The organism is Mycobacterium sp. NGS11 (assembly GCF_059813315.1).
Genome location: NZ_JCALEJ010000008.1, coordinates 102,068 through 115,146 on the forward strand (window position 1 = coordinate 102,068; position 13,079 = coordinate 115,146).

General features: G+C 67.3%; 12 protein-coding genes. 6 read left to right on the plus strand and 6 right to left on the minus strand.

The annotated features are described in order from the left end of the window. The first annotated feature begins 153 nt into the window (after positions 1-153). Entirely contained in the window at positions 154-834 is a 681-nt protein-coding gene (gene lpqN, locus AC5Y4T_RS12570; protein WP_499947922.1) for an envelope biogenesis lipoprotein LpqN, read from the plus strand. Between the two features lie 6 nt (positions 835-840). Here lpqN and AC5Y4T_RS12575 read toward each other — a convergent pair whose 3' ends face one another. Continuing rightward, complete coding sequence (locus AC5Y4T_RS12575) at positions 841-1,941, minus strand: galactokinase (protein ID WP_499953342.1); 1,101 nt, start codon at positions 1,939-1,941, stop codon at positions 841-843. Then, positions 1,938-3,035, minus strand: coding sequence for a galactose-1-phosphate uridylyltransferase (gene galT / locus AC5Y4T_RS12580; RefSeq protein WP_499953344.1), 1,098 nt, complete (start codon positions 3,033-3,035; stop codon positions 1,938-1,940). The genes AC5Y4T_RS12575 and galT overlap by 4 nt, the downstream gene beginning before the upstream one ends. A 104-nt stretch (positions 3,036-3,139) precedes the next feature. Here galT and AC5Y4T_RS12585 point away from each other — a divergent pair, with 104 nt between their 5' ends. The 3 genes from AC5Y4T_RS12585 to AC5Y4T_RS12595 all read left to right on the plus strand — a co-directional run bounded on the left by AC5Y4T_RS12585 (position 3,140) and on the right by AC5Y4T_RS12595 (position 7,207). Further along, positions 3,140-5,344, plus strand: coding sequence for an FUSC family protein (locus AC5Y4T_RS12585; protein ID WP_499953347.1), 2,205 nt, complete (start codon positions 3,140-3,142; stop codon positions 5,342-5,344). Positions 5,345-5,447: 103 nt separating this feature from the next. After that, positions 5,448-5,948 (plus strand): hypothetical protein, encoded by a 501-nt coding sequence (locus tag AC5Y4T_RS12590; RefSeq protein WP_499953350.1) that lies wholly within the window; start codon positions 5,448-5,450, stop codon positions 5,946-5,948. Positions 5,949-5,980: 32 nt separating this feature from the next. Further along, entirely contained in the window at positions 5,981-7,207 is a 1,227-nt protein-coding gene (locus AC5Y4T_RS12595; RefSeq protein ID WP_499953353.1) for a cytochrome P450, read from the plus strand. Between the two features lie 7 nt (positions 7,208-7,214). Here the strand turns inward: AC5Y4T_RS12595 and AC5Y4T_RS12600 are convergent, their stop codons facing one another. Beyond that, positions 7,215-7,901, minus strand: a complete 687-nt coding sequence (locus tag AC5Y4T_RS12600) for a type 1 glutamine amidotransferase domain-containing protein (protein WP_499918135.1) — start codon at positions 7,899-7,901, stop codon at positions 7,215-7,217. 33 nt (positions 7,902-7,934) lie between these two features. Then, the gene (locus AC5Y4T_RS12605) at positions 7,935-8,513 is read right to left on the minus strand and encodes a TetR/AcrR family transcriptional regulator (RefSeq protein ID WP_499953355.1); all 579 of its coding nucleotides are present in this window, start codon (positions 8,511-8,513) and stop codon (positions 7,935-7,937) included. Between the two features lie 285 nt (positions 8,514-8,798). Here AC5Y4T_RS12605 and AC5Y4T_RS12610 point away from each other — a divergent pair, with 285 nt between their 5' ends. Continuing rightward, the gene (locus tag AC5Y4T_RS12610) at positions 8,799-9,719 is read left to right on the plus strand and encodes an NAD-dependent epimerase/dehydratase family protein (RefSeq protein ID WP_499953357.1); all 921 of its coding nucleotides are present in this window, start codon (positions 8,799-8,801) and stop codon (positions 9,717-9,719) included. A 65-nt stretch (positions 9,720-9,784) separates the two neighbouring features. On the opposite strand, the gene AC5Y4T_RS12615 is transcribed toward AC5Y4T_RS12610, so the two are convergent. Beyond that, on the minus strand, positions 9,785-10,663 hold the full coding sequence (locus tag AC5Y4T_RS12615; RefSeq protein ID WP_499947937.1) for an alpha/beta fold hydrolase: 879 nt from the start codon (positions 10,661-10,663) through the stop codon (positions 9,785-9,787). Between the two features lie 46 nt (positions 10,664-10,709). Here AC5Y4T_RS12615 and AC5Y4T_RS12620 point away from each other — a divergent pair, with 46 nt between their 5' ends. Beyond that, positions 10,710-11,600 carry an NYN domain-containing protein gene (locus tag AC5Y4T_RS12620; protein WP_499953360.1) on the plus strand — a complete coding sequence of 297 codons (891 nt, stop codon included), beginning with the start codon at positions 10,710-10,712 and terminating at the stop codon, positions 11,598-11,600. Positions 11,601-11,616: 16 nt separating this feature from the next. On the opposite strand, the gene AC5Y4T_RS12625 is transcribed toward AC5Y4T_RS12620, so the two are convergent. Then, on the minus strand, positions 11,617-13,059 hold the full coding sequence (locus AC5Y4T_RS12625; protein ID WP_499953363.1) for an amidase: 1,443 nt from the start codon (positions 13,057-13,059) through the stop codon (positions 11,617-11,619). Positions 13,060-13,079: the final 20 nt, after the last annotated feature.

A 13,079-nucleotide genomic window follows, 5' to 3' on the forward strand; every position in this document is an offset into this window, starting at 1 on the left:
CCGTTTTGGCCGAGGAATTTGATTGCAGCGGCGTTCGGCGGCGCCGCGGCATAACGCCGGAAAAGATTTTGGCAAACCGGCGAGATATTTCGGTTACTGTCATCCCACCATGGCTGGCGCTGGTACCGGCCCAATTTTCGGGAGATTGGATCGATGAAACATTTGACGCTAGCAACCATTTCTGTGGCGCTGAGTTTGGCGCTCGTGGGTTGCGGCAGCGACAACAAATCGGGTGACAAAACGTCGACGACCACTTCGACGACGACGTCGACGGCCTCGTCAACGTCGTCGACAACGAGCGCGGCACCGGCGGCCAAAGCCAAGTACACGATCGCCGACTACGTGAAGGACAACAACATCGCCGAGACACCGGTGCACCACGGCGATCCCGGCCCGAACGTCGACTTGCCGGTGCCCGCGGGCTGGCAGCTGAACCAGAACTCCGGCACCTCCTACGGAGGAATCGTGCAACTTCAGCCGTCCAATCCCTCGGATCCGCCCACCGTCTCGGCGCTGTTCTCCAGGCTCAGCGGCAACGTCGACCCGGCCAAGCTCATCCAGTACGCGCCGGGCGAAGTGCAGAATCTGCCCGGGTACCAGGGCCAGGGCGACGGCTCGGCGTCCACGCTCGGCGGCTACCAGGCGTGGCAGATCGGCGGCACGTACCAGCGCGGCGGTCAGACCCGCGCGATCGCACAGAAAACGGTGATAATTCCCAGCCAGGGCGCGGTCTACGTGTTGCAGCTCAACGCCGATGGTCTGGAGGCCGATCAAGGACCGTTGATGGACGCGACCAACATCATCGACGACCAGACCACCATTACCGCCGGCTAGACCGGCTCACGCAGGTCCCGCGCCCGCGGCCGCGCGGGTTCGGGTGACGACGGGTTGCTCGAAGCCGGCGCCGGCCGCGGCGCGCCGCACCGCCTCGCCGACCGTGTCCGCGCGGTCCAGCGGCACCAGGGCGATCACACAGCCGCCGAAGCCGCCGCCGGTCATCCGCGCGCCCAGCGCGCCCGCGCGCACGGCGGTGTCGGCGATCAGGTCGATGCGTTCGGTGGTGATCTCGAAGTCGTCGCGCATGGAGGCGTGCGAGGCGGTGAAGATTCGTCCGGCTTCGGGATAGTCCGAGTCGCGCAGCGCCGCAACGCAATCGATCACCCGATGGTTTTCGGTGAGCACGTGGCGGGCGCGGCGGGCGTCGACGGGATCACGCACGCCGGCCAAGGCGGCGAGGCCCTGCCCGCCCGCGGTGTCCTGCAGCTCACGCAGCGACGATGCCGACAGGTCGGCGGCCGCCCGCTCGCACGACGCGCGCCGTGCCGCGTAGTCGCCGCCGGCGTGGGTGTGGCGCTCGCGGGAGTCGATCAGCAGCAGCACGACACCCGCCGAATCCGGGTCGAAAACGACCGGCGTGACCGTGAGGTCGGCGAAGTCGATCAGCACTGCCGTCGCGTCCCGGCCGAACAGCGCGGCCAGCTGATCGAGCAAACCCGTTGGCGCGCCTACGTATTCGTTCTCCGCGCGCTGAGCCAGCCGGGCCTGCTCTGCCGCGTCGATGCGGAGACCGGCGGCCGACGCGATCGCGCCCAGCGCCGCGCACTCCAGCGCCGCCGAGGATGACAGGCCCGATCCCATTTCCACGTCGCTGGTGATCGACATCGTGCCGCCGGGTACCGGATGACCACCCTGGCGCAACGCCCAAACCACGCCGGCCACGTAGGCGGCCCAGCCGGCCACCTCGCCCGGAGCGATACCGATCCGAACGCGCACCCGTCCGTCCGCGCGGTCGCTGACAACGGTGATCGCATCGTCGTCGGCGGGGGTGAACGTCGCGACGGTCCGCTGCGGTAGCGCGATGGGCAGCGCGAAACCCAGGTTGTAGTCGGTGTGTTCGCCGATCAGATTGATCCGCCCCGGCGCGGCGTAACGGATCGTCATCGCAGGTCCCGCAGCCGCTGGGCCACGCTCTCCGGCGTGACGTCACCGATGAAGGCGTCCATGGCCGATTCGGAGGCCGCCAGGTATTTGAGCTTGGTGGCGCTGCGCCGGATGGACATCAATTCGACGTGGAAGTAGCCCTCGGCTAACGCGGCGGTGTCGGCGTATTGGTGCAGCGCCGAAATGTAGGGCAGCGGTGCGGAATACATCCGGTCGAAGCGCCCGAGCACGTCGAGGTAGACGGCCACGAAAGCGTCCACTTCGGCCTGGCTGAGTTCGGTCAGGTTGCGCACGAACCTGTTCGGGTAGATGTGCACCTCGACCGGCCAGCGCGCCGCGAACGGCACGAACGCGGTGAACAGCTCGTCGTGGGCGATGATGCGGCTGCCGTCGGCGACCTCACGCGCCAGCAGATCACCGAAGAGGTTGGTACCGTGCCGTTTCCGATGCCGGCGCGCCTGCTCCAGCATCGTGGAGGTGCGCGGCGTCAGGTACGGATAGCCGTAGATCTGACCGTGTGGATGGGTCAGCGTCACCCCGATTTCCTCGCCCCGGTTCTCGAAACAGAACACCTGCTCGACACCCGGCATGGCCATCAGGTCGGCGGTGCGATGCCGCCACGCCTCGACCACCAGCCGCGCGTGCGCGGGCTCCAGCTGGGCGACGGACCCGTTGTGGTCGGCGGAGAAACAGATCACTTCGCAGCGGCCATGCCCGGGCGCGGTGACGAAGCCGTCGTCGCCCGCAACGGGTGCCGAGGCGGGTGGTGCCGGCAGCGCGCCGGACAGACTCGGGAATCGGTTCTCGAACACGACTACGTCGTAATCCGGGGCGGGTACCTCACTGGTCAGCCCGGTCGGGCCCGGACACAGCGGGCATGCCTCCGGTGGTGGCTTGTAGGTGCGGTCCTGGCGCAGCGCCGCGATGATCACCCATTGCCCGGTGGATCGGTCGAACCGCAACTGCGACTGCGCGGCGGGATCCCGCGACGGCAGCGGTCGGCGATCTTCCACCGGCGCCGGGCGATGCCCGGGCAGCGCGAAGAACAGCAGGTCACGACCGTCAGCCAGCTTCGCGCGCGTCGGCGGAGTCACGATGTCGAAGACTAGCTTGTGCCGATTTTCGGGTAAGCATGTTGGGTTAGCGCAAGAGAGGTGGTCCGTCGATAACTGTTCTCTACGAACGCGCCCGCAACTGGGTGATCGGCTCGGATCCTGGCTTGCTTCGGCTGCGGATGGCGACTCGGACCACGGCCGCGCTTGGATGTTCACTGCTGGCGCTGTTCATCCTGACCAGGGCGACGGGACAACCGCTGACCGTCGCCCTGTTGGGCGTCGTCATCACCATGGTCGCGTCGCGCTCGGTCAACGAGCCCGACCCGCGCCGCCAGCGGGTCACCATGGCGCTGCTGCCGCTGCCCGCCGCGGTGTCCATCACGGCCGCGGCGGTGCTGGCGCCGCACACGGTGGTCAGCGACATCGTCTTCGTGATCGTCGTGTTCACCGCGGCCTACATCCGGCGCTTCGGCGCGCGGGGCAGGGCGCTGGGCATGGTCGCGTTCATGTCCTACTTCTTCACGCTGTATCTGCACGCCCGCCTCGCGGAGCTGCCCTGGATGATCGGGGCGGTCGCGGTGGGCACCGTGTGCACGTACGTGATGAGCGCCTACGTGCTGCCCGATCGGCCAGAGCGGGTGCTGCGGGCCACGATTCGGGCGCTGCGGGCGCGGATGGCGATCGTCCTCGACACGACCGCCGAAGCGGTGCGGACCGGACGCCTCGATGAACGACGGCGCCGCCGCATGCGGGCCCGCACCGTCCGGCTCAACGAGACCGCCCTGATGGTGCAGAGCCAGATCGAGGACAAGGCCGACCCCGGCACCGTGTGGCCCGGCGTCACCGCCGAAGAACTGGTCCCCTGGCTGCTGGACGCGGAGCTGGCCATCGAATGGGTCGCCACCGCCGGTCGCCGGGCGGCCATCCTCGCTTGCGAGGATCCCGCTGCCATGCCCTCGCCCACCCGGGCCGCGCTCGTCGGCGCGCTCACCCAACTGTCGCGAGCCATCCGGCTGCCGGAGCCCGACGGTCTGCGCCGCGCCGCCGACCAGGCGCAGCGCCAGCTCGACGAGCAATGCGAGGCCGGAGCCGACGACGCGGGCGGCGCCGCCGTCCGCCGCCTCGCCCTGGCGATCATCAACGCCGCATCGGCGACCTCGGACGTGCGGGCGATCGTCGACCGGGTTGCCGCCGGGCGCCCCCTCGACGATGCCGACGGGCAGCGACTCCCGGTGCCCGAGGGCGCCGTCTCCGACGAGGAAGCGCCGGGCCCCGGCTTGCGCCCGACCACCCGGCAGGCCATCCAGGTCTCCGTCGCCGCGTCCTTGGCCATCGTCGTCGGCGAGCTGGTCTCGCCGGCGCGCTGGTACTGGGCGGTGATCGCCGCGTTCGTCATCTTCGCCGGCACCAACTCCTGGGGCGAAACCTTGACCAAGGGCTGGCAACGCCTGGTCGGGACGCTGCTCGGCGTGCCCTGCGGGGTGCTGGTGGCAACGCTGCTCACCGGCCACAAGAACGCGGCGCTGGCGGGCATCTTCGTGTGCTTGTTCTGCGCCTTCTACTTCATGACGGTCACCTACAGCTTGATGACCTTCTGGATCACCACGATGCTGGCGCTGCTGTACGGCCTGCTCGGCCAGTTCTCGTTCGGCGTGCTGATGCTTCGGATCGAAGAGACCGCGATCGGTGCCGTCATCGGAGTGACCGTCGCCGTCGTGGTCCTGCCGACCAACACCAGAACGGCGATCCGCGGCGACGCTCGCGCCTTCTTGACGAGCCTGTCCGTGCTGATCGAGGTCTCGGCCGCGACGATGTTCGGTGTCCAGGACAGCGCCAGCCCGTCGGAACAGGCGCGCCAGCTCGACCGCGATTTGCAGCAGTTCCGGGTCACCGCCAAGCCGCTGCTGGCCGGCGTCGCCGGACTCGCCGGCCGGCGCAGCATCCGGCGCGCCCTGCGGATCTTTACCGCCTGCGACCGCTACGGCCGGAGCCTGGCGCGCAGCGCCGAGCAGTATCGGGATCCGGTGCGGTCAGCATCGCTGGTTTCGGAACTGGCGCAGGCCTTTTCGGTGGCCGCGGCCCAGACACGACGAAACATCGACGCCCTGCAGGAAGCCATCGAGGGCGGCCACGCCCCGACCCTGGTCTCGGCGACAGACGAGCTCGACGCCGCCGAAGCGGTGGCCCGACAACAGGACGGCGACGGTCCCGGCGGCACCAGCCCCGACACCCGGCGCTTCCTCACCGCGGTGCACGCCCTGCGCCAGATCGAACGCGCCGTCATCACCGCGGCCACCAATCTCGGTGGGCGCGAAGGCGCGAAAGTAACCGCGGCAACTGCGAGCTGACCCGACCACGCGCTGACGTGCACCGCTGCGCCTTTCCCCGAAGCCGCGAAGAACAGCCGTGGCCCGCTTAGCATGTATTGCGGGTCGAGCGGTGAGGACTGCCATGTGGGATCTGAAGTCGCCATTGGTGCTTCTCGGTGTCGTCTGCATTCTGGCTGCAATCGTGGGGGGCGGCGTGAAAGCGCTTGGCGCCGAATTGCCGTTGATCAACAGTTGGCGTCGGCAGGGCGTGCTCGCGGCGTTCGGTATCGCCCTCATCGCGATTCCGCAGATGGTCATCCGGATTGGAGAGTTCCGGGTGACAAACGTGACGGTGTCGTGGGATGGCAACCAGTACAGCGGTTGTGTGGTCCGCGCGCGCTACACCGCATCGATCACGACCAAGGGTTCCGCCGGCGAGTTCGAGAGCCGGGCATTGGTTGTCACGACCTACACCAGCCCTGTGCGGACACATGTCGACGGTCCTGGTTTGCACGTCATTCATGGAACCGCCGAGAACGAGTTGGCCGCTGGCAGCCATGGCAATTACCCGGTCTTCGTGGAAGTCCTTGCCCCACAGAAACTCAAGTCGTCCCCGAGTTATCTCCATGTTGTCGACTGTTGACGCCTTTTAGCGATCGCGTGAGGAGCAAACCCATGGCGACACCGGACCTCCCGCCGGGCTTCGATTTCACCGACCCCGACATCTACGCGCACCGGCTGCCCGTGCGGGAATTCGCCGAACTGCGTGCCACAGAGCCCATCTGGTGGAACGAGCAGCCCCTCGATCAAGGGGGCTTCGGCGACGGCGGCTATTGGGTGGTGACCAAGCACCGCGACATCCGCGAGGTGTCGCTGCGCAGCGACGTTTTCTCGTCGGCAACCAAGTCGATCGTGCCGCGCTATCGGCAAGACCTGGCGCAGGGGCAGATCGAGGCGGGGCGGGCGTCGATGATCATGATGGACGACCCCGAGCACAGCCGGCTGCGCAAGATCGTCTCGCGTGGCTTCACGCCGCGCGCGGTCGAGCGGTTACGCGCCGAACTCACCGAACGCGCGCGACGCATCACCGCCGAAGCCGCCGCGCAGGGCTCGGGCGACTTCGTCCGTCAGGTGGCGTGTGAGCTTCCGCTGCAAGCCATTTCGGGCCTGCTCGGGGTGCCGGCGGACGACTACGACAAGCTGTTCGACTGGACCAACAACATGATCGGCAGCGACGACCCGGAGTTCGCCGACCAGGACGCGCTGACCTCGGCGGGCGAATTGATTTGGTACGCCATGCAATTGGCGGCGCATAAGGCCGATAATCCGGGTGACGACATTGTCACCACGCTGATCGAGGCCGATTCCGAGGAGCAGCGGCTCTCGGACGCCGAATTCGGCATGTTCGTCGTCACGCTCGCCGTTGCCGGCAACGAGACGACCCGCAACTCGATCACACAGGGGATGATGGCCTTCACCGACCACCCGGACCAGTGGGAGTTGTTCAAGGCCCAGCGACCGAAAACCGCTGCCGACGAGATCATCCGGTGGGCCACCCCGATCACGGCGTTTCAGCGCACCGCGCTGGCGGACACCGAACTCGGCGGCGTGCGCGTCAAGAAGGGCCAGCGGGTGGTGCTGTTCTACCGCTCGGCGAACTTCGACGAAGAGGTCTTCGACGCCCCGTTCACGTTCGACATCCTGCGCAGCCCCAATCCGCATGTCGGATTCGGCGGCACCGGAGCGCATTACTGCATCGGCGCGAATCTGGCCCGCATGACGATCGATTTGATGTTCAACGCGATCGCCGACCACATGCCCGATCTGCGCTCGGCCGGTGACCCGCAGCGGCTGCGGTCATCCTTCATCAACGGCATCAAGCACTGGCAGGTCGCCTACTGACCGGACCCTAGTGGAGAAGCGAAGCGACCTTCTTGGCTGTCTCCTTGGCCGAGCCTGGATTCTGTCCGGTGACGAGGTTACCGTCGACCACGGCGTAGGAAATGAAGGGAAGCTTGGCCTTTTCGTAGAGCGCGCCACGATCTTTGGCACGTTGCTCAGCGTTGTAGGGCACGAGCTTGTCGACCCGGGCGAACACCTCTTCTCGCCAAGCGAAGCCCGTCATCTTCTTGCCGGCGATGAGGTAAGAGCCGTCGGAAAGCTTGGTGTTGAGAAGTCCGCAGTAGCCGTGGCACACCGAGGAGACGATGTCGCCGCGTTCGTAGATCTCACGGGTGATGCGTTGCAGCCCATCGCTGTCGGGGAAGTCGTACATGACGGCGTGGCCGCCGGTGAAGTAGATCGCATCGTAGTCGGCTGAGTCGATTTCGTCGGGGCTGCGGGTGTTGTTCAGAAGGGCCATCTTGGCCGGGTCGGCGCGCCAGGCCTTGGCGGTCTTGTCGTAATTGGGGAACTTCAGCGCTCTGGGCTCCAGCGGCACCTTGCCGCCGGCGGGGCTGACGAGGGTCTGCTCGAAGCCGTGCGCGTCGAAGATGTGCCACGCGTGGGTGAGCTCGGATAGCCATAGGCCGGTCGGGTGCTCGGGGTCGTCGTAGTGGGCGACGTTGGTGACCACGTTGAGGATGCGTTTTGTCATCGACGGCCTGCTTTCGTGTGTTTGATGAATCGGTCAACCGGTTTGGGCGGCGAGCACGGCGATGAAGGACGCGCGAACCTGGGCGGCGACCTCTTGGATCGACGAAGCGGTGAGCTTGCGGTCCAGGTATAGGCAGGCCAGGCCGTGGACCAGTCCCCAGCCCCCCAGGGCGAGGTCGATGGGGTCGGAGTCGGGGAAGACGCGCGTGATCGCAGTTGCCAGAAGTTCGTGCACCTCGGCGGCCGCTCGCACGCGTTCGTCGTTCTTGTCGTCGCACTCGTTGCCGAACATCAGCCGGAACAGCGCGGGTCGGCGCAGCCCGAACTCGACGTAGGCGACACCGAGTTCGGCCAAATCTTCGACATTGCAGGGCAATTCGCGATCCCGAGTCAAAGCGGCCTTCAAATCGCGCAGCCCTTGAGCGGCTAGTGCAGATTCCAACGACTCACGGTCGGGAAAGTGCCGGTAGGGAGCGGTGGGCGAAACACCGGCCTCGCGCGCCACGGCGCGAATGGAGAACGACTCGCCCCGTTCCAGCATGCCCATGGCCGTCGTCAGCAGCGCGGCACGCAAGTCGCCGTGGTGATAACTGCTCTTCGTCGTGGCAGTCATGGCCGCGTGGTCCTCCTGGTGGCTCTGGGCTCAATCATCAAACGCAGATTCCTGGTCAATCGGCGGACACGCCGGTGGGGGCGCTCGCCCCCTCCCGGAAGCGCGCTGCCCGTCGTCGCGCCGATGTTGACTCCGCTCACATTGGATTCTATCGTGCAATGTAAGCAATGCACACATCAAGAGAGGCGGTGGCGTCAAAGATGGTCTTCACGGAATGTCAGAACGCCCTGCACATTCCCGTACCCGTCTCGTTCCCGGCGTGAGCCCGAACCACTAGGAAACGCAATGCAGACCGTCCTGGGAGCCAACGGCCAGATCGCCGAGCAGCTCACCCGCTACCTCCACGACAACATCACCGAAAACATCCGACTGGTCAGCCGCAAACCCGCCAAGATCCATGACACCGATCACCTGTTGCCGGCCAACCTCATGGACGCCGACGCCACCGCCGACGCCGTCGCCGGCAGCGACATCGCCTACCTGACAGTGGGACTGCCCATGGACTCAACGCTGTGGGAGCAACAATTCCCGGTCATGATGGCCAACACCATTGCCGCCTGCCAGAAACACGGCACCAAACTGGTCTTCTTCGACAACACCTACATGTACCCGCGGACCTCGACGCCCCAGGACGAAGACACCCCATTCCAGCCAGTAGGCCGCAAGGCGGCGGTGCGAGCCCAAATTGCGAACATGCTGCTCAAAGAAATGGACTCTGGGTCAGTCGAAGCCGTCATCTGCCGAGCACCCGAATTTTACGGGCCCGGCAAGACCAAGAGCCTGTCCAACTCCGCCGTCTTCGACCGCATCAAACAGGGCAAGCGACCGATGATCCCGATCAACGCGCACACGAAACGAACCCTGATCTGGACCCCCGACGCCAGCCGCGGGATGGCATTGATCGGCAACACCCCCGACGCCTACGGCCAAACCTGGCACCTACCAACCGATCCCAAACGACTCACCTACGCGCAAATGATCGGCATCGCCTCGGATGTCACCGCGCGCGACATCCGCTACACGACGGTCCCAGAACTCGCATTCAAGGTCGGCGGATGGTTCAACCCCGCAGTCAAGGAAGCCTCCGAGCTGCTGCCCCGCTACCGCGACGACAACATCTTCGACTCCGCCAAATTCGCCCGCCGATTCCCCGACTTCACAATCACGACCTACCGAGAGGGAATCGCCGAGATCCTCAACGATTAACGAGGGTCTCCCGTAGGAAGCGATGCGCGCCGCACTCGATGATGTCGGTGACCGCTCGTTCGGCGTCAGTTGGGCTCTGACGGCTGTGGGCTCTGCGCATCGCGGCGCTCACCCGTGGCGATGAAGTCCTCGATCAGCTCCACCACCTGCTCGGGCGCCTCCACCTGTGCGAAGTGACCGACGTCGGGCAGCACCTCGAGCCTGGCATCGGTGCGCGCCTCGTGCGCGGCGTAGGCGTGGGCGACGGGAATGATGCCGTCGCGCTCCCCCCAGATAGCCATGACGGGTAGATCTTCGCGCAACCGCAGCCGGTTGAGCGCGCTGACCGCCTGCCCGCGGTAATCCACGACCGATCGCAGCGTCCGGAGGAACGACTGCCGCGTTTGGCCGTCCGACAACGACGAATAGGCGCTCCACAGCTCCGCGCCGCGCGGCGACCGGATGCCGGCGCTTTTCATCCAGGACCGCAGCTTGTTGCCGACGGACAGCACGGGCGGCGGAGCGACGATTGGCAGCACGAATTCCGCCCCGGGCGCCGAGAGCAGCCGCAACACCCATCCCACGTCGGGACCCAGGCCGCCGCTGCTGATCAGGATCAACCGTTGGGCGTAGTCCGGGTGCTGGTAGACGAACTGCATCGCGACGCCGCCACCGAGCGAGTGACCGACGACGGTCGCGTGGCTGACGCCGAGCTCGTCGAGGAAATCACGCAGCCATACCGCGAATGCGCCCAGCGAGTAGTCCGTGCGGGGTTTCGCCGACTCGCCGTGGCCGAGCAGATCCGGGGCGATCACCCGGAACTTCTTGGACAGCGGCGGGATCACCGACCGCCACGTCTCCGAACTGCCCGCCATGCCGTGGATGAGCAGCAGCACCTCGCCGTCACCCTCATCGCGGTAGGCGATGCGGTCGCCGTGTAGTTCGAGAACCTTCAGCTCATTCATGTGGCCTGTGTACCCGCTTTGGTCCTGCTCAGCAATGATCTAGTGCATGACCGAACCGGTTGCGACCCGAGTGGCCGTCTACCTCGACTTCGACAACATCGTGATCTCCCGGTACGACCAGATCCACGGGCGGAACTCGTTTCAGCGGGATAAGGCCAAGGGGCTCGAGCAGCACGGGGAGCGGCTGGACCGCGCGACGGTCGACGTCGCCGCGATCCTCGACTTCGCGTCGTCGTTCGGGACCCTGGTGCTCACCCGCGCCTACGCGGACTGGTCGGCGGACATCAACGCCGGGTATCGCGGACAGCTGGTGGCCCGCGCCGTCGACCTGGTGCAGTTGTTCCCGGCGGCGGCCTACGGCAAGAACGGCGCCGACATCCGGTTGGCCGTCGACGCGGTCGAGGACATGTTCCGGCTGCCCGACCTGACCCACGTGGTGATCGTGGCCGGCGACTCCGACTACATTCCGTTGGCCCAGCGCTGCAAGAGGCTCGGCCGGTACGTCGTGGGCATCGGTGTGGCCGGCGCGTCGAGCCGGGCGCTCGCGGCCGCGTGCGACGAGTTCGTCATCTACGACGCGCTGCCGGGGGTTCCGGTGCCCGAACCGGCGCCGGCGGACGCGGAGGCGGACAAGCCGAAAAAACGGACTGCCCGCGCCGAGTCGGCAAAGCGGGACGAGCCCGACGAGCAGCCCGACCCGCAGGCCGCCGCCACGGCGCTGCTGACGCGGGCGCTGCGGATCGGCTTGGACAAAGACGATGTCGACTGGCTGCACAACTCCGCCGTGAAGGCGCAGATGAAGCGGATGGACCCGTCGTTCAGCGAAAGATCGCTGGGATTCCGCTCGTTCAGCGATTTCCTGCGTTCGCGCTCGGACGTCGTCGAGCTGGATGAGACGTCGACGACGCGGATGGTGCGGCTGCGCGCGCAGGATTGAGCGGCGCGGCAATTATTCAGTGGGTCGCCGGACGATCGGATGCCCAGGGATGGGCCGATTCCAACTGGGACGCAACACGAATGAGGACGTCTTCGCGCCCGTAGGCGGCGGCGAGCTGCACGCCGACGGGAAGACCCTCAGCGTTGCGATGCAGGGGAAGGCTGATCGCCGGCTGTCCGCTCATGTTGAAGGGGGGCGTGAACGCGGCGAACCGGCCGGCCCGCCGCATCGGCGCCGTCGGGTGCTCGGGATCGTTCTCGAATTCGGTTAGCAGTGGCGGTGGTTCGGTCACCGTCGGCGTCAGGAGCAGGTCCCAGCCGTCGGCCCACCACTGCTGCAGCGCCCGCCGAAACGCATAGACCGCCTCCTGCGCCACCGCGTAGTCGAGCGCGCTCACTTCGCGGGCCCGCTGGGCGAGCACCCAGTTCACCGGCTCGACCTCGTCGGAGGTCAGCTCACGCCCGAGCGTCTGGCCGAAGGCGCGCACCCCCATCGCCATCTGCGTGGCCCACAGCGCCATGAACTTCTCGGTCAAGGTGGTGTCGGCCAGGCAGGCCGGCCACGCCGGCTCGACGATGTGCCCGAGGCCCTCGAGCATCGATCCGGCGGCACGCACGGCCGTGACGCAGTCGGGGTGCAGGACGTCGTTGCGCGGGTGGACGTCGAGCAGCCCGATGCGTAGCCGGCCGGGTTGGGCGCCGACCTCGTCGCGGTAGGCGCGCTCGGGCGGCGGCGCGATCACGGTGTCCCCGACTCCGGGCCCGCGCACGGCGTCGAGCAGGCCCGCCGTGTCGCGCACCGTGCGGCTGACGCACAGCTCGACGCCCAGGCCCACCTCGGCGCGCACCGGCCCGACGGTGATCCGGCCCTGGCTCGGCTTGAGTCCCACCAGCCCGCAGCAGGACGCCGGGATGCGGATGCTGCCGCCGCCGTCCGAGGCGTTGGCGAACGGCACCATCCCGGCGGCCACGGCGGCGGCCGCGCCGCCACTGGATCCGCCCGGCGTGCGGTCCAGCGCCCAGGGGTTGCGGGTCGCCCCCCACGCGAGCGGCTGAGTGGTCGGCAGGCTGCCCAGCTCGGGGCTGTTGGTCCGGCCGGCGATCACCAACCCGGCCGCCTTGAACCGGGCCACGAGCGTGGTGTCGCGGGCGTCGACCTTGGCGGCCTCTTTCAGCGCCACATTCCCGTTGGACAGCGTCTGGCCCGCGAAGCTGGTGTAGAGGTCCTTGAGCAAGAAGGGGACTCCGCGGAACGGGCCGTTGGGCAGGCCGGGGTCGGCCGCCACGGAGCGCGCATGCCCGAACCACTCGATGACCACGGCGTTCAGCGTGGGGTTGAGACGCTCGATCCGCTCGATCGCCGCCTCCAGCAGTTCACTCGGCGTGACCTCGCCTCGGGCCACCAGCGCGGCCTGATCGGTGGCGTCCATCCAGCGCGTCTCGTCGGCCAGAGCAGTCATGACTTCCGGTGTATCACGGG

Bases quoted from the DNA above. Each gene is read 5' to 3' on its own strand.
- lpqN (WP_499947922.1), top strand. From the start codon at position 154: ATGAAACATTTGACGCTAGCAACCATTTCTGTGGCGCTGAGTTTGGCG.
- AC5Y4T_RS12575 (WP_499953342.1), bottom strand. From the start codon at position 1,941: ATGACGATCCGTTACGCCGCGCCGGGGCGGATCAATCTGATCGGCGAA.
- AC5Y4T_RS12590 (WP_499953350.1), top strand. From the start codon at position 5,448: ATGTGGGATCTGAAGTCGCCATTGGTGCTTCTCGGTGTCGTCTGCATT.
- AC5Y4T_RS12595 (WP_499953353.1), top strand. From the start codon at position 5,981: ATGGCGACACCGGACCTCCCGCCGGGCTTCGATTTCACCGACCCCGAC.
- AC5Y4T_RS12600 (WP_499918135.1), bottom strand. From the start codon at position 7,901: ATGACAAAACGCATCCTCAACGTGGTCACCAACGTCGCCCACTACGAC.
- AC5Y4T_RS12605 (WP_499953355.1), bottom strand. From the start codon at position 8,513: ATGACTGCCACGACGAAGAGCAGTTATCACCACGGCGACTTGCGTGCC.
- AC5Y4T_RS12610 (WP_499953357.1), top strand. From the start codon at position 8,799: ATGCAGACCGTCCTGGGAGCCAACGGCCAGATCGCCGAGCAGCTCACC.
- AC5Y4T_RS12615 (WP_499947937.1), bottom strand. From the start codon at position 10,663: ATGAATGAGCTGAAGGTTCTCGAACTACACGGCGACCGCATCGCCTAC.
- AC5Y4T_RS12620 (WP_499953360.1), top strand. From the start codon at position 10,710: ATGACCGAACCGGTTGCGACCCGAGTGGCCGTCTACCTCGACTTCGAC.
- AC5Y4T_RS12625 (WP_499953363.1), bottom strand. From the start codon at position 13,059: ATGACTGCTCTGGCCGACGAGACGCGCTGGATGGACGCCACCGATCAG.